Annotated in this window: 25 protein-coding genes; 24 read left to right on the top strand and 1 reads right to left on the bottom strand. The window is 33.3% G+C overall.

Going from position 1 to position 21003, the window contains the following annotated elements; genetic code table 11:
* Positions 1 to 3: 3 nt before the first annotated feature.
* On the bottom strand, positions 4 to 732 hold the full coding sequence (locus TMATH_RS06445) for a ribonuclease HII (RefSeq protein WP_013150350.1): 729 nt from the start codon (positions 730 to 732) through the stop codon (positions 4 to 6).
* Between the two features lie 90 nt (positions 733 to 822).
* Between TMATH_RS06445 and dprA the strand changes: the two genes are divergently transcribed.
* The 24 genes from dprA (at position 823) to fliO (ending at position 21002) form a co-directional block, all read left to right on the top strand.
* Positions 823 to 1911 carry a DNA-processing protein DprA gene (dprA, locus tag TMATH_RS06440; RefSeq protein ID WP_013150349.1) on the top strand — a complete coding sequence of 363 codons (1089 nt, stop codon included), beginning with the start codon at positions 823 to 825 and terminating at the stop codon, positions 1909 to 1911.
* A gap of 50 nt (positions 1912 to 1961) precedes the next feature.
* Positions 1962 to 4043 carry a type I DNA topoisomerase gene (gene topA / locus TMATH_RS06435; protein ID WP_013150348.1) on the top strand — a complete coding sequence of 694 codons (2082 nt, stop codon included), beginning with the start codon at positions 1962 to 1964 and terminating at the stop codon, positions 4041 to 4043.
* Positions 4044 to 4122: 79 nt separating this feature from the next.
* A complete protein-coding gene (hslV, locus tag TMATH_RS06430) occupies positions 4123 to 4653 on the top strand; it encodes an ATP-dependent protease subunit HslV (protein WP_012995297.1) in 531 nt (176 codons plus the stop codon).
* Between the two features lie 12 nt (positions 4654 to 4665).
* Positions 4666 to 6045: an ATP-dependent protease ATPase subunit HslU gene (gene hslU / locus TMATH_RS06425; RefSeq protein ID WP_012995296.1), complete on the top strand. Its 1380-nt coding sequence runs from the start codon at positions 4666 to 4668 to the stop codon at positions 6043 to 6045.
* A gap of 33 nt (positions 6046 to 6078) precedes the next feature.
* Entirely contained in the window at positions 6079 to 6831 is a 753-nt protein-coding gene (gene codY / locus TMATH_RS06420; RefSeq protein ID WP_013150347.1) for a GTP-sensing pleiotropic transcriptional regulator CodY, read from the top strand.
* A 289-nt stretch (positions 6832 to 7120) separates the two neighbouring features.
* A complete protein-coding gene (gene flgB / locus TMATH_RS06415) occupies positions 7121 to 7528 on the top strand; it encodes a flagellar basal body rod protein FlgB (protein ID WP_012995294.1) in 408 nt (135 codons plus the stop codon).
* A gap of 5 nt (positions 7529 to 7533) precedes the next feature.
* The gene (gene flgC / locus TMATH_RS06410; RefSeq protein ID WP_012995293.1) at positions 7534 to 7977 is read left to right on the top strand and encodes a flagellar basal body rod protein FlgC; all 444 of its coding nucleotides are present in this window, start codon (positions 7534 to 7536) and stop codon (positions 7975 to 7977) included.
* Positions 7978 to 7984: 7 nt separating this feature from the next.
* Positions 7985 to 8281 (top strand): flagellar hook-basal body complex protein FliE, encoded by a 297-nt coding sequence (gene fliE / locus TMATH_RS06405; protein ID WP_012995292.1) that lies wholly within the window; start codon positions 7985 to 7987, stop codon positions 8279 to 8281.
* Between the two features lie 27 nt (positions 8282 to 8308).
* Positions 8309 to 9820: a flagellar basal-body MS-ring/collar protein FliF gene (fliF, locus tag TMATH_RS06400; RefSeq protein ID WP_013150346.1), complete on the top strand. Its 1512-nt coding sequence runs from the start codon at positions 8309 to 8311 to the stop codon at positions 9818 to 9820.
* An 11-nt stretch (positions 9821 to 9831) separates the two neighbouring features.
* A complete protein-coding gene (fliG, locus tag TMATH_RS06395) occupies positions 9832 to 10836 on the top strand; it encodes a flagellar motor switch protein FliG (protein ID WP_013150345.1) in 1005 nt (334 codons plus the stop codon).
* Positions 10829 to 11599 carry a FliH/SctL family protein gene (locus tag TMATH_RS06390; RefSeq protein WP_198002302.1) on the top strand — a complete coding sequence of 257 codons (771 nt, stop codon included), beginning with the start codon at positions 10829 to 10831 and terminating at the stop codon, positions 11597 to 11599. Before fliG ends, TMATH_RS06390 begins: the two co-directional genes overlap by 8 nt.
* The gene (gene fliI / locus TMATH_RS06385) at positions 11592 to 12905 is read left to right on the top strand and encodes a flagellar protein export ATPase FliI (protein WP_012995289.1); all 1314 of its coding nucleotides are present in this window, start codon (positions 11592 to 11594) and stop codon (positions 12903 to 12905) included. Before TMATH_RS06390 ends, fliI begins: the two co-directional genes overlap by 8 nt.
* 6 nt (positions 12906 to 12911) lie before the next feature.
* Positions 12912 to 13355, top strand: a complete 444-nt coding sequence (gene fliJ, locus TMATH_RS06380) for a flagellar export protein FliJ (RefSeq protein ID WP_012995288.1) — start codon at positions 12912 to 12914, stop codon at positions 13353 to 13355.
* A 10-nt stretch (positions 13356 to 13365) separates the two neighbouring features.
* Positions 13366 to 13944, top strand: coding sequence for a MotE family protein (locus tag TMATH_RS06375; protein WP_013150343.1), 579 nt, complete (start codon positions 13366 to 13368; stop codon positions 13942 to 13944).
* A gap of 16 nt (positions 13945 to 13960) precedes the next feature.
* Positions 13961 to 15328 carry a flagellar hook-length control protein FliK gene (locus TMATH_RS06370; RefSeq protein ID WP_013150342.1) on the top strand — a complete coding sequence of 456 codons (1368 nt, stop codon included), beginning with the start codon at positions 13961 to 13963 and terminating at the stop codon, positions 15326 to 15328.
* Positions 15329 to 15343: 15 nt separating this feature from the next.
* Positions 15344 to 15739 carry a flagellar hook capping FlgD N-terminal domain-containing protein gene (locus TMATH_RS06365; protein WP_013150341.1) on the top strand — a complete coding sequence of 132 codons (396 nt, stop codon included), beginning with the start codon at positions 15344 to 15346 and terminating at the stop codon, positions 15737 to 15739.
* A 9-nt stretch (positions 15740 to 15748) separates the two neighbouring features.
* Positions 15749 to 16117 carry a TIGR02530 family flagellar biosynthesis protein gene (locus TMATH_RS06360; protein WP_013150340.1) on the top strand — a complete coding sequence of 123 codons (369 nt, stop codon included), beginning with the start codon at positions 15749 to 15751 and terminating at the stop codon, positions 16115 to 16117.
* A gap of 80 nt (positions 16118 to 16197) precedes the next feature.
* Positions 16198 to 17439, top strand: a complete 1242-nt coding sequence (gene flgF / locus TMATH_RS06355) for a flagellar basal-body rod protein FlgF (protein WP_013150339.1) — start codon at positions 16198 to 16200, stop codon at positions 17437 to 17439.
* 48 nt (positions 17440 to 17487) lie between these two features.
* Positions 17488 to 17694: a flagellar FlbD family protein gene (locus tag TMATH_RS06350; protein ID WP_012995282.1), complete on the top strand. Its 207-nt coding sequence runs from the start codon at positions 17488 to 17490 to the stop codon at positions 17692 to 17694.
* Complete coding sequence (locus TMATH_RS06345) at positions 17694 to 18089, top strand: flagellar basal body-associated FliL family protein (RefSeq protein ID WP_012995281.1); 396 nt, start codon at positions 17694 to 17696, stop codon at positions 18087 to 18089. The genes TMATH_RS06350 and TMATH_RS06345 overlap by 1 nt, the downstream gene beginning before the upstream one ends.
* Before the next feature lie 15 nt (positions 18090 to 18104).
* Positions 18105 to 19103, top strand: a complete 999-nt coding sequence (fliM, locus tag TMATH_RS06340; RefSeq protein ID WP_012995280.1) for a flagellar motor switch protein FliM — start codon at positions 18105 to 18107, stop codon at positions 19101 to 19103.
* Positions 19096 to 20241, top strand: a complete 1146-nt coding sequence (fliY, locus tag TMATH_RS06335) for a flagellar motor switch phosphatase FliY (protein WP_013150338.1) — start codon at positions 19096 to 19098, stop codon at positions 20239 to 20241. The genes fliM and fliY overlap by 8 nt, the downstream gene beginning before the upstream one ends.
* Positions 20242 to 20260: 19 nt before the next feature.
* The gene (locus TMATH_RS06330) at positions 20261 to 20620 is read left to right on the top strand and encodes a response regulator (RefSeq protein ID WP_012995278.1); all 360 of its coding nucleotides are present in this window, start codon (positions 20261 to 20263) and stop codon (positions 20618 to 20620) included.
* Positions 20621 to 20630: 10 nt separating this feature from the next.
* Positions 20631 to 21002 (top strand): flagellar biosynthetic protein FliO, encoded by a 372-nt coding sequence (gene fliO, locus TMATH_RS06325; RefSeq protein ID WP_013150337.1) that lies wholly within the window; start codon positions 20631 to 20633, stop codon positions 21000 to 21002.
* Position 21003: the final 1 nt, after the last annotated feature.

Raw genomic sequence — 21003 nt, 5'->3', positions numbered from 1 at the left:
TTTTCATCCTTTCAGAATTTTTTCGATGAAAGTTTTTCTATGTATAGGACAAGGACCGTATTTTTTTAAAGCTTCAATATGTTCTTTTGTACCATAACCTTTGTTTTTTTCAAAATTATACTGAGGATAGATTTTATGATATTCTTTCATTATTTTATCTCTTTCAACTTTCGCCAGTATAGAGGCAGCAGCTATAGAGATACTTTTTGAATCTCCCTTTATTATTGCTTTTTGATTTATCTCTATTTGAGGAATGGTGATAGCATCTACTAAAAGGTAATCAATTTTTTGTTGTATTTTTGAAATAGCAATCTGCATGGCTTTGTAGGTAGCATTTAGTATATTTATTTTATCAATTTCTTCGCAATCAACTATTCCAATAGCATAAGAGATAGCTACTTTTTTTATTACCTCTGACAATACTTCTCTTTTTTCTTCAGATAGTTTTTTAGAGTCATTTATCTCAGGGATGAAAACATTCTTAGGAAGTATTACACAGGCGGCAACTACTGGTCCAACTAAAGGGCCTCTTCCCGCCTCGTCTATTCCGGCGATGAAGTTTAAATTTAATTGATATAATTGGTTTTCATAGCATTTTAGATTGTTTATTCTTTCTATTTCTTTCTCAAGCCACTTTTTAGCCGCTTTATTTATGTTAAGAGATTGAAAGTCACAAAAGGGATTTTGGTACAAATAGTTTTTGAGTTGGCGTAGGTTATATAAGTTTGACATTGGTATCACCTTTCTTTTTTCTTTATTTTATCACAGGTTATGTATTATAATAAAGATAATTAAGGAAAACGGTGTTAAAGGGGAGCAATTATGGAAAGGGAAAAGGTTTTTAAAATATGGTTAAGCGCTGTCAAAGGGATAGGGTATAAAAATTTTGTTCAACTGATGGAATTTTTCAAAACTGCGGAAGAAGTGTATAAAGCAAAAGAAATTGATATTTTTAGAGCAGTAGGGAGTAAAAAATTAGCGCAAAAGATAATAGAAGCTCAGAAATTGAATCCTTTTGATTATATAGAAAGATTGCAAAATTTAAAAATAAGTGTATATACATTAGAAGAAGAGGAATATCCAGAAGAATTAAAGAATATTTATGACCCACCTCCTGTTTTATATTTGAAGGGTAATATAAATTTAAAAGATAATTTGTGCATTGCTATGGTGGGCTCAAGAAATGCTACTTTTTATGGAAAACAAGTGGCACAAAAATTGGCACATGAGCTATCAGAAAGAGGTATAACAGTTGTAAGTGGCATGGCGAGAGGAATCGATAGTTTTTCTCATATAGGAGCTTTAAAGGAAAGAGGAAAAACTATTGCTGTTTTAGGAAATGGTATAAATATAGTTTATCCAAGAGAAAATAAAAAGCTGATGGAGCAAATTAGTGAGGAAGGATTGCTGGTTTCAGAGTTTCCTCTTGATACTTCTCCGCTGCCACAAAATTTTCCTCTGAGAAATAGAATCATAAGCGGGTTATCTCTTGGAGTAGTGGTAGTAGAAGCAGGAATAAAAAGTGGATCTTTACTGACGGCTCAATTTGCCTTAGAACAGGGAAAAGAGGTTTTTGCAGTACCTGGAAATATAACGAGTGCTTATAGTAGAGGAACAAATGAGCTGATAAAACAAGGCGCGAAGATTGTAATTGGTGTTGAGGATATTTTAGAAGAATTTAATTTAAGAGAGGATGTGCAACAAAAGATTGAGGAAAATCTTATGTCTTCTCTTACGGAGGAAGAGAAGGAAGTGTACGATTTTATTTGTGAAGCTCCAAGGGATATAGAAGAAATAGCAGGCCATGTGAAAATAAAAATCTCAAAAGTCAATGTAATTTTATCTTCTTTAATGTTAAAAGGTATGATTGAAAAACTTCCTGGCAATAAATATGAGAAAAAAATATTTTGATAATTGTTAAAAACTTTGATATAATTATAAATTGTTTTGGAGGTGTCAAAATGGCAAAATCTCTAGTTATTGTGGAATCTCCAGCTAAAGCTAAGACTATTTCTAAATTTTTAGGCAAAAATTTTAAAGTAGCGGCCTCCATGGGACATGTTAGGGACTTGCCAAAAAGTCAATTAGGTATAGATATTGAAAACAATTTTACCCCTAAGTACATAACTATCCGGGGAAAAGGGGCTATTATAGAGAATTTAAAAAAAGAAGCAAAGGATGCAGATAAAATTTTTTTGGCCACTGACCCTGACAGAGAAGGAGAAGCAATTTCCTGGCATATTGCTCAATTGTTAAATTTGAATATTGAGGAGCCTTGTCGCATAGAATTTCATGAGATTACAAAAAATGCAGTGCAAACTGCTCTTAAAAGCCCTCGCTCTATAGATTTAAATTTGGTAGATGCGCAACAAGCTAGAAGAATTCTTGACAGATTGGTAGGATATAAAATAAGTCCTCTTCTTTGGAAAAAAATAAAGAGGGGATTAAGCGCAGGGAGAGTCCAATCAGTAGCAGCACGTTTGATTTGCGATAGAGAAAGAGAAATAGAAGCTTTTGTTCCAGAAGAATATTGGAGCATTACGGCGATTCTTTCTGATGAGAAAAATTTTACCAAGTTTGAAGCAAAATTCTATGGTACTAAAGAGGATAAAGTTGAGTTAAAGACAAAAGAAGATGTAGACAAAGTATTGGCAGCTTTATCTGAAGAGTACACTGTGGATAAAATAAAAACAGGTGTCAAAAAGAGGAATCCTTCTCCGCCTTTTATAACTAGTACATTGCAACAAGAAGCTTCAAGGAAATTGGGGTTTACTGCAAAGAAAACTATGTTAATCGCTCAACAATTATACGAAGGAGTAGAAATCAAGGGAGAAGGTAGCGTAGGGCTTATCACTTATATAAGGACAGATTCTACAAGGGTGGCAAATGAAGCTAAAGCGGAGGTATATAAATATATAGTTGAAAAGTTTGGAAAAGAGTATGCCAATCCGGGAGCAAATTACGCTTCTAAAAAGGCCAATGTTCAGGATGCTCATGAAGCTATAAGACCTACTTCTATTTACCGGGATCCCGAGAGTATAAAGGATTCCTTAACGCCAGACCAATATAAATTGTACAAATTAGTTTGGAGTAGATTCATAGCAAGTCAAATGGCACCTGCGATTTACGATACTGTTTCTATGGATATAGTAAATAATGGATATGTTTTTAAAGCTTCTGGTTCTAGTATAAAATTTTTAGGGTTTATGACGGTATATGTAGAAGGAACGGATATACAAGAAGAGGAAGAAAAAACTGTGCCTGTGCTTCAAGAAGGAACTAAATTGCTTTTGAAGGAATTAAAACCAACACAACATTTTACCCAGCCTCCACCCAGATACACGGAAGCTTCTTTGATTAAAGAATTAGAGGAAAAAGGGATAGGCCGCCCCAGTACTTATGCTCCTACTATCTCTACTTTGTTAGAAAGAGGATATGTAGTAAAAGACAATAAGAATTTAAAACCTACAGAGTTAGGCTTTATTGTGACAGACGCATTGAAAGAGTTTTTTACTAAAATTGTAGATGTTAAATTTACTGCTGAGATGGAGGAGCAGCTGGACAAGATTGAAGAAGGCCAAGCGAAATGGTATGAAGTGGTGCAAGAGTTTTACAATGATTTTTATAAAACTTTAAAAATTGCAGAAGAACAAATGGAAGAGATAGATATAAAAGAAGAAGTGGAAGTGACTGATATTAAATGTGAAATCTGCGGAAGACCCATGGTTATAAAAAAAGGCAGATATGGTAAATTTCTTGCTTGTTCTGGTTTTCCTGAATGCAAAAATACAAAACCTTTGTATGAAAAAATTGGTGTTAAATGCCCTAAATGTGGTGGAGAAATTGTAAGGAAAAAAAGTAAAAAAGGGCGAATGTATTATGCTTGCGAAAATGCACCTAATTGCGATTTTATATTGTGGGACAAACCTGTTGAGGAAAAATGTCCTGTTTGTGGTAGCTTATTAATAGAAAAAAATACAAAGAATATACATATACTAAAATGTTCTAATGCAGAATGTGATTATCAAAAGGAAGTTAAATGAATTTAACAAAAATTTTGAATTAATTCTTGAAGCATTTTGAAAAATGTGCTAATATTAAACTATCTAAAGGGGTGTAAACATGTTTAAGGGTACTACCATAATTGCAGTGAGAAAAGGCAATAAAGTGTCGGTGGCTGGTGATGGACAGATTACCCTTGGAGAAAATACGATCTTAAAGCATGGAGCAAAAAAAATTAGAAGGTTATATAATGGAGAAGTAATAGTAGGATTTGCTGGTTCGGTAGCTGATGCTTTGACTCTTTCGCAAAAATTCGAAGAAAAATTGGAACAATACGGCGGAAATTTAAAAAGGGCTGCAGTAGAGCTGGCACAAGAATGGAGAAAAGACAAGATTTTAAGAAAGTTAGAGGCTCTTTTGATTGCGGTTGATAAAAAGAATACTTTACTTATTTCTGGCACTGGGGAAGTTATTGAACCAGATGAGGATGTGATCGGGATAGGATCTGGAGGAAATTATGCTATGGCTGCAGCCTTAGCGCTACGGTATAATACTAATTTAGATACAGAAGATATAGCAAAAAAAGCTTTAGAAATAGCTTCAAAGATTTGTGTTTACACCAATAACAACATAACAGTTGAGACTTTATAGGGGGTGCTCTAAGTGAAGAATTATACTCCCAAGGAAATTGTGGAGGAATTAGATAAGTATATTGTAGGACAAAAGGAAGCTAAAAAGTCAGTAGCAGTGGCTTTACGAAATAGATATAGAAGAAATCTTTTATCTGACGATTTTAAAGAAGAAGTGACCCCCAAAAATATAATTATGGTAGGCCCTACTGGAGTAGGAAAGACAGAAATTGCCCGAAGAATTGCGAAATTAGTAGAAGCTCCTTTTGTAAAAGTGGAGGCTACCAAATTTACTGAAGTAGGATATGTAGGACGAGATGTGGATTCTATGGTTAGAGACCTTGTAGAGGCTGCTGTAAGAATGGTGAAAGAGGAAAAATTGAAAAATGTTACTGAAAAAGCGAAGAAAATTGCAGAAGATAGACTAATTGATTACATAGTCGGAAAAAAGAAAAAACAACCTAAAAATCCATTAGAAATGTTGTTTAATTATCCTTCTGCCGAGAAAAATGAAGAGACAGAGGAAGATGGTATGCAATATAAAAGAGAAGAAATAAGGCAAAAGTTAAGAAATGGCGAGCTAGATAATTATGTAGTGGAAATAGAAGTGACAGATACATCTACGCCAATGCTGGAGATGTATACTAATTTAGGTTCCGAAGAGATGAATATAAATTTGCAAGATATATTTGCTGACATTTTACCTAAAAAGAAAAAAATTAAAAAAGTTCCTGTTTATGAAGCAAAGAGAATTCTAGAGTCTGAAGAGGCCCAAAACCTTATAGATATGGACGAAGTAATTGAAGAAGCTATTAAAAGAGCAGAAAACGATGGAATAATTTTTATAGATGAAATTGACAAAATTGCCAGTAGCGGTTATACAGCAGGACCAGATGTATCAAGAGAAGGAGTTCAAAGGGATATTCTTCCTATAATTGAAGGTTGCACAGTAATGACAAAATACGGTCCTGTTAAGACAGACCATATACTGTTTATAGCAGCTGGCGCTTTTAACATTGCAAAAGTGTCTGATTTAATCCCTGAGCTACAGGGAAGGTTTCCTGTAAGAGTTAATTTAAAACCCCTCACAAAAGAGGACTTTATAAGAATTTTGAAAGAGCCTAAAAATGCCCTTACCAAACAGTATCAAGAGCTTTTAAGAACAGAAGGAATAGAAGTGAAATACACAGATGAAGCAATTGAGGCTATTGCAGAAGTAGCATATCTCATAAATCAGCAATCGGAGGACATTGGTGCAAGGAGATTGCACACTGTTATGGAGAAGTTGTTTGAAGAATTATCTTTTAAAGCCCCAGACCTGAAAGGACAACAAATAGTGATAACTGAAGAGTATGTAAAAGAGCAATTAAAGGATAGTCTAAATAAATACGAAGTCAATAAGTACATTTTATAATAACAAAAACCAAAACATAGGAGGATTAGAAATATGAGCACACTATTAGAAAAAACTAGAAAAGTAAATCGAATTTTGCAAAAAACAGGAATTCAACCAGTTGATTTTAATGAAATGGCTAGTATCCTAAAAGATGTCATTGAGGCCAACGTATATATTTTGAGTAGAAAGGGTAAAGTATTAGGTTATAGTATATTAAGAGAGTATGGAGATGATATTTTTGCTCAAAGTAAAATAATACCTGAAGAATATAACGACAAACTTTTGCGAGTGACTGAGACGCTAGCCAATGACAAAGGCAATCTTTTTAAAGAGGATAAAGTTTTATCAGAATTAATTTTGACTATAGTACCTGTCAATGGTGGTGGTGACAGATTAGGAACTTTGGTTTTATCAAGAGGGGTAAAAGAATTTACTGACGATGACTTGATATTGGCAGAATATGGAGCCACGGTAGTTGGCCTTGAAATTTTAAGGTCAAAAAATGAAGAAATAGAAGATGAAGCAAGAAAAAGAGCAGTGGTTCAAATGGCATTAGGGACACTTTCTTATTCTGAATTAGAAGCTATAAAAAATATTTTTGAAGAGCTAAATGGAAAAGAAGGATTATTAGTTGCAAGTAAAATAGCAGATAAAGTAGGTATTACAAGGTCCGTAATTGTAAATGCCTTAAGAAAGTTTGAAAGTGCTGGTATAATTGAGTCAAGGTCTTTAGGGATGAAAGGTACCCATATAAGGGTACTAAATGATAAGTTATTAGAAGAATTAGAGAAAATGAAAAGATAAAAATGGTTTCCGCTTTTATGCTAAGATGTTAATCTAATGCATAAAAGCGGAAACTTTGTTTTTAGGGAAAAATTTATCTAAACACTTAAGTCCTATAAAAATAGGACTTTTTTCTTATGGAGTAAACTATTATGACATGATATAATATTATTCGATAAAAATTGATATTATTTTACAAAAAAGGTAGTACGAAAGCAAAATTAAATATTTATTTTTGGTTTATTTTAGCAGGATTTTTGTTTTTTTGTCGAATTAAGTATAGTGTGGTCGGATAAGAGGAGGGAAGTGAATGCTGGGGTCAGGATTTGAAAATATAGATTTATTACAAAAAGGTTTGTACGCAGCCACTGTAAGAAACAATGTAATTGCCAATAACATTGCTAATGTGAATACTCCTAATTTTAAAAGGTCTGAAGTCAAATTTGAGAATATTTTAAAAGATGCCATAAACGGTACCAAGTTAAGAGGTTATATTACAAATCCTAAGCACATACCCATTGGCCCACCTCCTGTAGATTCCATACAACCAGAAATTGTTCAAGTAAATAATACTTCCATGAGGTTAGATGGAAATAATGTAGACATAGATGCTGAAATGGCAAATTTGGCAAAAAACCAGTTGTATTACTATGCACTTGTGCAAAGGGTAAGCGGGGAGCTTAATTCTATTATGACTGCTGTAAAAGATGGGAGGTAATTTAAATGAACTTATTTAGCTCGATGGACATAAGCGCTTCAGGTTTAACTGCAGAGCGTGTAAGGATGGATGTAATATCTCAAAACATAGCTAATGTAAATACTACAAGGACTAGCCAAGGAGGACCCTATAGGAGAAAATTAGTGGTTTTAAAAGAAATACAACCTGACAGTTTCGAAAGCATTCTAGATAAAGTTAAAGGTAAATACAGTGGCAAAGGAGTAGAAGTTGTACAAATAGCTGAAGATGACCAAACTCCTCTTAGAGAGGTTTATGACCCTGGACATCCTGATGCTGACCAAAATGGATATGTAGAGTATCCAAATGTAAACATTGTTTCTGAAATGGTGGATATGATTTCTGCTACTCGTGCTTATGAAGCCAATGTAACGGCCTTTAATGCTTCAAAAGCCATGTTTCAAAAGTCTTTAGAAATTGGCAGGGGGTAGACAATAAATGGTTAATCAAATAACACCTGTTAATCCAGTAAGTTTGAATAGCACCTTAGAAACGACGCAGAGTGGCAGTAAAATAGAGACTTTTAGCGACTTTTTAAAAGAAGCTCTTAATAAGGTAAATGATTTGCAATTAACGGCAATGAAAAATGACCGAAAACTTGTGACAGGTGAAATTGACGATATAAATCAAGTGATGATAGATGCTGCGAAGGCTGATATTGCACTGCAGCTTACAATACAAATAAAAAATAAAGTGCTGGAGGCTTATCAGGAAATAATGAGAATGCCATTGTGATGTTTTTAATTGAAATGAGGTGAATTAATGCCCGACTTCATTGCCAACTTTAGAGAGCAACTGACAAACTTTTGGAATAAGTTTGATAAGAAACAAAAGATGCAGTTAGGAGTTATTGCTATTTTGCTTTTTATAGGCGTTTCCTTATTAGTTTACATAGTTAATAGGCCTAATTATGTAGTTTTGTATTCTGATCTAAGTATAAAAGATGCGGGAGTGGTAGTTGAAAAATTAAAAACAGAATTTAAGGTTCCATATAAAATATCGAACGATGGAAAAACAATTTTAGTTCCTGCACAATACAAAGATGAAGTAAGAATGAAACTGGCCACAGAGGGAATCCCGGAAGGGGGATTTAGTTTTCAAGACGCTATGAATAACTCTCTTGCCACAACAGACCAAGAGAGAAGGCAAAAATATTTATATTTTCTTCAAAATGAAATACAAAATTCTCTAAAAACTATAGATGGAGTGCAGGATGCTATTGTCAACATCGTAGTACCTGACCAAAATGCCTTTGTACTTTCAAATACTACTAACCAAGCTACAGCAGCAGTAATGTTAACATTAAAGCCAGGGGTAACATTATCTTCTTCTCAAGTTAAAGGAATCATAGATTTTGTATCTAAAAGCGTAGAAGGTTTAAAACCTGAAAATGTCACTGTGATTGATAATAATGGCAAAATTCTTACAGCAGAAAGTGATGATACTGCTGAAAATGCGAATTCTCAATTTGCCCTTCAAAAAAAAGTTCAAGAAGATTTACAACAAAACCTCCAAACTCTTTTAGAGCAGGTTTTCGGTCCTGGAAATGTCGTCGTTAGAGCAAATGTTACTTTAAATTTTGATAAAAAGACTGAAGATAGAATAGAGTATCTCCCTGTTGAAGGCAATGACAATAAAGGAATTGTAAGGAGTATACAAGAGCTTAAAGAAAAAGCTACAGGTACGCAAGGAGGAAATCCTGCGGGTACTTCTTCAAATAATCCTCCTACAACTCAAACAACTGGCAGCAATACTTCTGATTACAATAAAACAGAGACTACTATAAACTATGAAATAAATCAAATCAAAACGAGCCTTATTGAAGCACAGGGCAAGATTGAAAGTATTTCTGTTGCGGTGGTTGTAAATAAAAATCTTAATAATTCTATGAAACAACAAATTGCTGATTTGGTAGCAAAAGCTGCCGGCGGGGATTCTCGTGTGCAAGTATCAGTTCAAGGGATGCAATTTAATCAAGATCTCTTAAAGACAATGCAGCAGCAAGCAAATGTTTCGAAAGGAGTGCCCATGTATGCATGGGCTATGTTAGCGGCTTTAGTATTAGGTGGCGGGCTATTCTTCATTATGATGAGAAGGAAGAAAAAAGAAACCTCTTTAGCTACGGCTGAAGAGGAAGCCTTAGCTACTGCAGAACCTATTGAAGAAATAGATTTCACATATGAGGATGAAAAGAAAAAACAGATAGAAAAACTCATAAAAGAAAAGCCGGATATTGTTGTACAGATTATTAGGACATGGCTTAATGAAGAGTAGGTGGTGTTATTATGGCTAGAAGTGCACTTACAGGCAGACAAAAAAGTGCAATGCTTTTGATTGCATTAGGGCCAGACCTTTCTGCTCGAATATATAAACATTTAAGAGAAGATGAAATTGAACAATTAACTTTAGAAATAGCTAGCATTAAAAATCTTACTCCTGAAGAAAAGCAAAAAGTTATAGATGAATTTTATAACATGTGCGTAGCGCAAGAGTACATAATAGAAGGTGGAATAGAGTATGCAAAATCAGTTTTAGAAAAGGCTTTGGGTACGCAAGAAGCTTTTGAGATTATAAATAAATTGACTTCTTCGTTGAAAGTAAGACCCTTTGACTTTATAAGAAGAGCGAATCCCTCCCAAGTTTTAAATTTTATACAAAATGAGCATCCACAGACTATTGCAATGGTTTTGTCTTATTTAAAACCACAACAAGCAGGAGCAATTCTATCATCACTGCCTGAGAACTTACAGGCAGAAGTAGCTATGCGAATAGCAACGATGGAGAGCATTTCTCCTGAGGTAGTAAAAGAAGTTGAAAGAATTTTAGAGAGAAAATTGTCATCTTTAGTTACACAAGATTATACTTCTACAGGCGGTATTCAGACAATTGTAGATATACTAAACTCTGTGGATAGGAGTACAGAGAAAAATATATTGGATACTCTGGAGACTATAAACGTTGAGTTAGTAGAAGAAATAAAGAAGAGAATGTTTATATTTGAAGATATCGTCACATTAGATTCAAGGTCTATACAGAGAGTATTGAGAGAAGTAGACAATCACGATATTGCTCTTGCACTTAAAGGTTCTAATGAAGAAGTTCAAAGGGTTATTTTCAGCAATATGTCTAAGAGACTCGCCGATATGATAAGAGAAGACATACAATATATGGGGCCTGTAAGATTAAAAGATGTAGAAGAAGCACAGCAAAGAATTGTAAATGTTATAAGACAATTAGAAGAAGCAGGAGAAATTGTGATATCAAGAGGAGGGGATGAAATTATTGTATAGAGTATATAAACATCAACAAATCAACATCTCCTCTCCCATAGTTTTAAGGATTGTTAAAAACAGTGAAAAAAAACAAAAAACAGAAAATGCAATTGAACTGAGTGGACAAACAAAGGATATAAAAAAAGAAAGTGATAATTTAGCAAAACAAATAATAGAAAGAGCAAGACAAGTTCAGCAAGAGATACTTAGGAAAACTAGAGAAGATGTAGAAAAAATCTTAATAGAAGTAGAAAAGAAAGCAAAAAAAATTGAAGAAGAATATAAAGAAAAGGGCTATCAAGATGGTTATACTGTAGGATATCAAGAAGGATATAAAAAAGGAGAAGAAGATGCCAAAGCGATAATACAAGAGGCAAAGGCTATTAAAGAAGAGATTATCAAAGAAAAACAACGAATGTATAAAAATGCAGAAAGTGATATGGTAAGTGTAATTTTGGAGGCAGTAGAAAAAATTATAGGTAAATATGTGGAAGAGGACAAAGATATAATATTAAATCTCATCAAAAAAGGAATGGAAAATTACAATGCCTTTGACAAAGTTACTGTAAGGGTTAGTGAAGAGGATTATGAACACTGTATTAAAAACAAAGACAAAATTCTTAAAGACATAGAGTTTTTGGATGATGTAAATATTTTAAAAGATTTATCATTAAAAAAAGGAGATTGTGTAATTGAAACAAATTCTGGAGTGATAAACTCTGGCATTAGTACACAACTTAGAGCTTTAAAAAACTTATTTGTAGGTGTGCTAAATGAGTGAGATTATTTTCACTAAATATAAAAGAGCTCTTCAAGAAAAAAGATTAATTCAATACTATGGAAAAGTTTCTCAAGTAATAGGATTGACAATCGAAAGTACAGGGCCTCTTTCCAATATAGGAGAGATATGTAATATCAAGACTACCAATGGAAATATAATCTCAGCAGAAGTTGTGGGCTTTAAAGAAGAAAAAGTGTATCTCATGCCTTTAGGAAATATGGAGGGAATAGGAGCAGGCAGCAAAGTTATAGCTACAGGTCAAACCCTAAGGGTTAGCGTAGGGAAGGAGCTTCTTGGGAGGATATTAGATGGTTTGGGCAATCCTATAGATAGTAAAGGACCAGTTAAATTTGAAAAATCTATTCCTATCAATAATGTACCACCTGACCCTTTAGAAAGGAAGAGAATTAGAGAGGTTATGCCTCTTGGGATAAAAGCGATAGATGGACTTCTTACCTGCGGTAAAGGGCAGAGAATTGGTATCTTTGCAGGGAGCGGTGTAGGGAAAAGTACATTGCTAGGCATGATGGCAAGAAACGCCAAAGCTGATTTAAATGTGATAGCTCTTATAGGCGAAAGAGGAAGAGAGGTAAATGAATTTTTGGAAAAAGATCTAGGAGAAGAAGGTTTAAAAAAATCTGTAGTTGTAGTAGCTACCTCTGATACTCCAGCACTTATACGAGTAAAAGGTGCTATGACTGCCACTGCTATAGCTGAATATTTTAGAGATCAAGGATTAGATGTCCTTTTGATGATGGATTCAGTAACTCGCTTTGCCATGGCTCAAAGAGAAGTAGGATTGTCTATAGGTGAAGCTCCTGTTTCACGAGGTTATACTCCTTCTGTTTTTTCAGTTTTGCCTAAGCTTTTGGAACGCTCTGGATGCTCTAAAAAAGGTTCTATTACAGCCCTTTATACAGTATTGGTGGATGGAGACGACTTAAATGAACCAATTGCTGATGCAGTAAGGGGTATACTTGATGGACACATAGTTTTGTCTCGAAAACTTGCCAATAAGAATCACTATCCTGCTATTGATGTATTAGCAAGTGTTAGCAGGGTGATGAATGACATAATTACAGAAGAACACAAAGAATTAATAGCGAGATTTAAAGATATTTTGGCATCTTACACAGAAGCGGAAGATTTAATAAACATAGGGGCATATAATTTTGGCAGCAATCCTAAAATTGACGAGGCCATTGAGTTAAACGACAAAATGAACAATTTCTTAAGGCAGAGAATAGACGAATCCTATGACTTTGAAACTACAAAACAACTGCTATATGAATCTATTAAAAGGTGATAAAACATGAAAAAATTTGAATTTACTTTGCAACCAATATTAAATTTAAAGGAACAATCAGAAAAAATAGAAAAAGAGAAATTAGCAAAGGTCATGGCAGAGATAAACGTTCAAAAAGAAGAATTGCGCAAATTAACTAATCATTTAAATGAAATTTTAGAAAAAACAAAAGGGGAAATGGAAGAAGGAACTACTATACACAAAATTGTTGAATCAGGTGTGTATGTAAAAAAAATTAACCAGATGATTGAAGACAAAAAACTTTTAATAAAAAAACTAGAGAAAGATGCTGATTTTATAAAAGAAAATCTTTTAAAAGTCACTAAAGAAAAAAAGGCGTTAGAAAATCTTAAGGAAAAAAAGTTTTCAGAATATCAATACTTGATAGCTGTAGAACAAAATAAATTTGTAGATGAACAAATAAGTTTTAGAATAGCTAAATCCTATTAGGAGGATATATATGCAAAATAAAGATATACAAACAAATAGAAAATTAAAAATTTGGCTCGCGATTCTAATAATTTTTTTGATACTTGTAGGTGGAACAGTCTTGGTTATTTACTTCAACCTATTCGAAAGCCAAACTTTTTTAAGAAAACAATTAGCTGATGTTCCGGTTTTAGGTAGTTTAATTTTTCCGGCACTACAAGAAGATAAAGATTCACAGATAAATAAATTAACAGAAGAATTAAAGGCAAAAAATGAAAAGATTACTGAGTACGAAACTGAATTGAAAGAAAAAGAAGAACAAATCAATAAATTAAAAGCCGAATTAGAAAAAGTTCAAAAAGAAAGGGAATTACTCAAGCAACAGTTAGAAAATAAGCAGACTAGCTTAAAAGACATAGCTAGTTATTATCAAAACATGGATCCGCAAAATGCAGCTCAAATACTCAATAATATGTCAGACGAGGACGTAATAAATATATTAGGTTATATGAACAAAGATAGTGCTTCAAAGATATTGGAATCACTAAATGCTGATAAGGCAGCAAAAATAACAAATATATTATTGAAAAATGCTACAATGATGCCTTAGAAAGGAGGTGAAAAGAGTGATAGGAGTAGTACCGGATACTGATTTATTACCATTTAAGATACAGCAGCCAAGGGTTGACAGAAGCAAAACAGTTGTATCTTTTCAAAAAGATAATAAGGTAAATAAATTTTCAAAAATGTTACAGCAACAGGAGGCAATTAATAGAAATAAAGAATATTCTATGAACAAAGTGGTATCTGATGGCAATGCTGAGTTAAATGGCCTTTTTTCAACAACACGATCACTGAAAGAAGAAAAAAATTTAAAATCCTTTCAAACAGAGGATTTATCATTAGTAGATGTTTTTAATTTGTTGCAGCAATTAATAAATGGGTTAGATGTGGCAATTCAAAAGGATGATGGCAAACAGTTAATTGAAAAACAAGATTTTTATGCGGAATTGCAAAAAGAAGTACAAAAACTGATGCAAGATTTTTTAAATAATGGTGTTTTGGATGTTGATAAACTATCGCAAAAAATAAGCCAGTTGTTAGAAGAAAAACTGGGCATTAAAGTGCAACCAGATAAAATAGCTACAGCAATTAGAAGCAGTAATTTTAAAGAAGTTTTAGACCTATATAAGGATGAAAATGTGGATGTAAAAAATTTGAACACTCAAGAAACAGAGTCATTTGTATTTTCACAACAGATCATTAAAAAAGATACGATGGATAATTTAACTCTAGTAACTTCAAAAAATAGAAATTTACCTTTGAATAATCAGCATATCTCTGAAGGGAACAAAGAAAACATACTAGAAACCAATGATTCACAATCTGGCTTGAATACCAAAATTTTGGTAGTGAAAGAGGAAAAGAATGCTGGAGAAAATAAGCAATTACAACCAAATGATTTCACCTTTTTAGAAAATAATGGGAAAACCTTCAAAAACCAGCTGGTTAACTACCAAAGTTCGAAATTAAATGACGCTCCAGAATCACAAATTTTTGACCAAATAGTGAAAAGTATGAATATTTCAAAAAACCACACATCTTCCACTATAAGTATACAATTGAAACCGGAATTTTTAGGAAAACTTCAGATAAATCTCAAGTCGGCAGAAGGAAATATTAGCGCTACTATCATAACTGATAGCGAAAAATTGAAGCATCAAATTGAATCTAATATAGGTATTTTAAACACTCAATTAGATTTAAAGGGAATTAAAATAAATAGTTTTAATGTGACAGTAGATAAAAACCTACAGTTTACTTCTCAATACAATGGCCAACAGCAAAGTTACAATGGCAATTCACAACAACAGAATTTCCATAGAGTAGTATATAGTGGGTATTTACACTATGATTTTGCTGAAGCAGTGGAGACAGAACCTTTACAACAAATTTACAATATCTCACATGATCATATTGATGTTCGGGCATAGAAAGGAGGGAATTTTGTGGAGGTAAATACCAATTACAGTTTTTCGAATGTCTACAATACAAGTGAAACTACTTCAAATGATCAATTAGGAAAAGACGATTTTTTGCAACTGTTAGTTGTTCAGTTAGAAAATCAGGACCCTTTAGACCCAATGGATGACAAGGAACTTATCGCACAATTAGCTCAATTTTCAATCCTAGAACAAATGCAAAATTTGAACGTAAGTTTTAATGCAGTAAGAGCTATAAATTTGATAGGTAAAAATGTATATGCTACTATTACAGACGATAATGGAAATTCTACAAGTGTTGTAGGAAATGTTGATGCTGTCTATAAACAAAATGGAGAGTACTATTTAGAAGTAAATGGTATAGATGTACCATTAGATGCTGTAACAGCTGTTTCAGAATGAGGTGATAAAATGTCTGAAATAGTGAAAATTCCTCAAAACCTGAATGTCAATTACTTAGCCCAGAGAGCAACAAGTAACAATGGGACTTCTACAGCATTTAAAGAAGTTTTAAATGAAAAAATTGATGAATTAAAATTTTCAAAGCATTCACTCATAAGGATGGAAATGAGAAATGTTAAAATTACGCAGGAAGAATATCAAAAGCTGTTGGAGGCAGTAAACAAAGCTACTCAAAAAGGAGTAAATGATTCTTTAATCATAATGGATAACAAAGCCTTTGTAGTAAATTTAAAGTCTAAAACAGTTATAACAGCTATGGATGGAGAAATGTTAAAAAATAGTGTTTTTACAAATATAGACGGTGCTGTGATAATTTAAGCCGGACCTTAACAGGGGGGCTTATCGCTTTTGACTGACTGATAAAGCGAACAGCACCGAAAATAAAAGGAGGAGAAAATATGTTAAGGTCAATGTATTCTGCGGTTTCAGGATTGAAGTCTCATCAAGCAAGGATGGATGTAATAGGTAATAACATTGCGAATGTCAACACTGTGGGATATAAGGCTAGCAGGATGACTTTTAAAGAGATATTTAGCCAGACGATCAAAGGTGCTTCTGCACCGCAAGGAAATGGCGGCGGAACAAATCCTCAACAGATTGGTCTCGGAGTAGCCATAGCTTCGATTGACACATTGTTTACAAGTGGTGGCGCCCAAAGGACGGATAATCCTACAGACCTTTCAATTGATGGGAACGGATTTTTCATAGTTTCCAATGGAGGGGCAAATTTGTACACAAGGGCAGGAAACTTTAGTTTTGACTCTCAAGGAGATTTAGTAACGCCTGATGGATATAAAGTTTTAGGCTGGATGTCAACTGATGGTGAAACAGTAAACACTGATACAGGAAATTTAGTGCCAATAAGCATTAAAAACTGGTCAAGTATAGCGCCTGCAGCAACCACACAGTTAGAAATAGGAGGAAATCTAAACGCTTCTACAGAAATTGACGGCTCCATAAGTTATAACATATTAGTGTATGATTCACAAGGAGGAAGCCACATAGCTACACTTACTTTTACAAGAACTGATGCTAGTACATGGAATTGGAGTGTGTCTTCTTCTGACCCTGCTATTTCCTCTGTAGATGGTTCAGGTACACTTACTTTTGGTGCTGATGGAAAGATTGCAACTAATACAACTGCAACGGGTACACTTACTTTTAATATGAATACCAATGAAACAAATGCAACTATTGGTCCTGTTCAATTGGATCTTTCACAGCTTACTATGTTTTCTAGCGAGACAGATTTAAGAGAGCTCAGTAAAAATGGAAATGAAGCGGGTTCTTTAGAGAGTATTAATATAGACAAATACGGAGTTGTCTCAGGTATATATTCTAATGGCCGTGAGCAAATAATCGGACAGATTGCTATTGCTGATTTTCAAAACCCAATGGGCTTAGAAAAAGTAGGCAATACCATGTTTATTAATACAGTAAACTCAGGGGAGCCAATGATAGGAGCAGCTGGTACAGGTACAAGGGGTTCTATAAATCCTGGAACCTTAGAGATGTCTAATGTAGATTTGGCCAATGAATTTGCTGATATGATTGTTACTCAGAGAGGTTTTCAGGCGAATGCTAAAATTATAACTGCCTCTGACGAGATGTTGCAAGACCTTGTTAATATGAAGAGATAAACTTAAGTCTACTGGGCTTTTGCCCAGTAGACTTGATGGAGGGACATTATGATTTATGTTACGCGCCTTAATAATGAAGAATTTGTGGTGAATGCAGATTTAATTGAATTTATTGAAAAAACTCCTGACACTGTTATAAGCCTTACTACAGGCAAAAAAATAGTAGTAAAAGAAACGCCTGAGGAAATTATAAAAAAAGTTATTGACTACAAGAAAAGAATTTTCACAATAGTAAAAGATAAAGAGGTGTTATAATGAATTACAAAACAATTTTAATAGTTATCGTGGCAGTAGTTTTGTCTTTTGGTGTAGCGTTTTGGTATTTTAACGCTAAAGCTCATCAAGAAATCACTTATTATAATTATTCTCCAGGCGGAGAGTTTATAACAAATTTAAAAGGAGAGGAAAAATTTGTTAAAGCAACCGTACAGTTACAAGTTGCGGATAAAAATATTTTGAAGACTTTAGAAGAACGAAATTCCGAAATTAGAGATTTGATAATCCAAATTTTAAGAAGCAAAACAGCCCAAGAGGTAGAAGGACCAGAGGGACAGGAAAAGTTAAAAAATGATATAAAAAATGGAATAAATAAAATAATAGGCGAGGAAAAAATTATAAATGTTTATTTTGATGAATTTATTGTTCAATAGGGAGGAGGGGGGCTGTTGGCTGAAATATTATCGCAAAGCGAAATAGACGAATTATTAAAAGCATTTAGTTCTGGTGAGGCAGATATCCAAAAAATCGAGAAAGAAGAAAAAGCTAAAAGCAAAAAGATAAGAAATTATGATTTTAGAAGGCCTAATAAGTTTTCTAAGGAACAACTTCGAACTCTTCAAATGATTTTTGAGAATTTGACAAGGTCTTTGACATCCTTTTTGTCAGGATATTTGAGAACAGTAGTAAATGTTACAGTGATCTCTGTTGACCAGCTGACTTATTATGAATTTAGTAATTCATTAAATAATCCAGTTTTTATTGCCATTATTGATGCAGCTCCTTTAGAAGGTCCTTTTCTCTTAGAATTTAATAATAATACTACTTATGCAATACTTGATAGAATTTTAGGAGGAATAGGAAAAGGTGAGCTTGTAGATAGAGATTATACTGAGATTGAGATCAGCCTTTTGACTAAGATTGTAAAGCAAATGCTTCCACTTTTTAAAGAACCGTGGGGCAATATAGTAGATATTAATCCTTCTTTAGTGAGAGTGGAAACTAACTCGCAGTTTGCTCAAATAATATCTCCTAATGAAACAGTAGCTTTATGTACTTTATCACTAAAGATTAATGAGACAGAAGGAATGATGAATTTTTGCATGCCTCATTTGACTTTAGAACCTATTGTACCCAAGTTAACGACAAAATTTTGGTTTTCAAGTCTGAAAAAAGAAGGGAGAGTAAGTCCTGAGCTTATAAAAAGTAAAATAAGCAAAACTTATATACCTCTTACTGCTCAACTTGGTTCTACAACTATTACGGTGAAAGAATTTTTAAATTTTGAAATAGGAGATATAATCCTGTTAGATAAAAACTTTAAAGATCCTGTAGATATAATCATTGATAAAAATGTCAAATTTAGAGGTATACCTGGAATTAGAAATAACAAATACAGTGTAAAAATAACAGAAGTTATTTACAAAGGAGATGAAGAAAGTGAATGACTTTTTATCGCAGGAAGAAATAAATGCATTATTGAAAGGCTTAACTGAAGAATCTAAAGAAAATCAGTTTCATAGTGGAAGTGAGTTAACAGAAGAGGAAAAAGATATACTAGGAGAAATTGGAAATATAAGTTTTGGAACTTCAGCTACTACTTTATATACGTTATTGAGAAATAAAGTTACTATTACTACTCCAAAAGTGTCGGTTCTATCTTGGGAAGAGTTAAAAAAAGAATTTAATATTCCTTACATTGGGGTTGAAGTAGAGTATACGGAAGGACTAAAAGGTCGTAATCTTCTTATTTTAAAAAAAGAAGATGTACTTAAAATGACAGATTTAATGATGGGGGGAGAAGGAGAAGTAGAAGAAGGAGATATTACTGATCTACATCTAAGTGCAATATCAGAAGCCATGAACCAAATGATAGGTTCTGCTGCTACTTCCCTTTCTACCCTTCTCAATATGACTATAAATATTTCACCGCCTAAAGCTTTTATTGTTGATTTTACTGTCTCTTTACCAACAGATATTTCATTTCCGGAAGGCGATGTAGTAAAAATCGCCTTTAAAATGGAGGTAGGAGAAATAATTGATAGTGAAATTATGCAGCTTTTACCTTTTGACTTTGCTAAAGAACTAGTGCACAGTGTTTTGTCGAAAAATGAAGAAAAATCACCACAGGCGACTTCCCAAGAAGAGAATGCCAGTGCTATAATAGAAAGTGATGAAAAAAGTGTCGAGACAGATAATAATATCTTAAAAGATAATAATATCTTAAAAGAGGAGAAAACTACCAAAAAGAAACAAAAAGTTAACGCAAGTCCTGTAGTTTTTCAAAGTTTTGATGAAGAACCTTCAATTGAAGGCAAGGAAGAGAAAGAAAATTTAGAGTTGATCTTAGATGTACCTCTTACGATTACTGTCGAATTAGGCAGGACTAAAAAACTTATAAAAGATATTTTAGAATTAAGTGAAGGTTCTATTATTGAATTAGATAAATTGGCAGGTGAGCCAGTAGATATTTTAGCAAATGGAAAATACATAGCTAAAGGGGAAGTAGTAGTAATTGATGAGAATTTTGGGGTTAGAATTATAGATATTGTACACCAAAGCAAAAGAATTAGCAATATAGAATAAAGATGAGGAGGAATCATTTGTGAGCAAAATAATGATAGTTGATGATGCTGCTTTTATGAGGATGATGATTAAAGATATTATTTCAAAAAACAATTTGGGGAGTGTAGTAGAAGCCGAAAATGGTGCTATAGCAGTAGAAAAATATTTTCAAGAAAATCCAGATTTGGTTATTATGGATATTACTATGCCCGAAATGGATGGAATACAAGCGGTAAAAGCAATCCGTGCAAAGGATCCCAATGCAAAAATAATAATGTGCTCTGCTATGGGACAGCAGGCTATGGTTATCGAGGCAATTCAAGCAGGAGCAAAAGACTTCATCGTAAAGCCTTTCCAACCTGATAGGGTGGTAGAAGCGATTAAAAAATTGTTGAAGTGAGGCGCTTAAAGTGTCTAATGGCACAGAATATGTCTTTCAACTTATATGGTATTTAATTGCCTTTCTTTTAGTAATTGGATTGGCTTACTACATAACTCGATTTATAGGACAAAGTACTTTAAGATATACTCGTTCTACTAATTTACAGGTTATAGATTACGTAATGTTGGGTAGAGATAAAGGCTTATACATACTGAAGGTAGGAAATAAATTTTTCCTTATAGGCGTGAGCAACACCAATATAACTTATCTTACAGAGATAAACAAAGAAGACTTAAAATTTGTAACCAATGATAAAAATTTTGTGACAAATTTGAATACTTCAATAGAAAAATTAAAACAGCTAAAAAACAAATATTTGTCTAAAAAAGATGGTGAGTAAA

Origin of the sequence: Thermoanaerobacter mathranii subsp. mathranii str. A3 (assembly GCF_000092965.1) — a bacterium.
Lineage (GTDB): Bacteria > Bacillota > Thermoanaerobacteria > Thermoanaerobacterales > Thermoanaerobacteraceae > Thermoanaerobacter > Thermoanaerobacter thermocopriae.
This window is presented reverse-complemented; position numbering and strand designations above follow the sequence as displayed.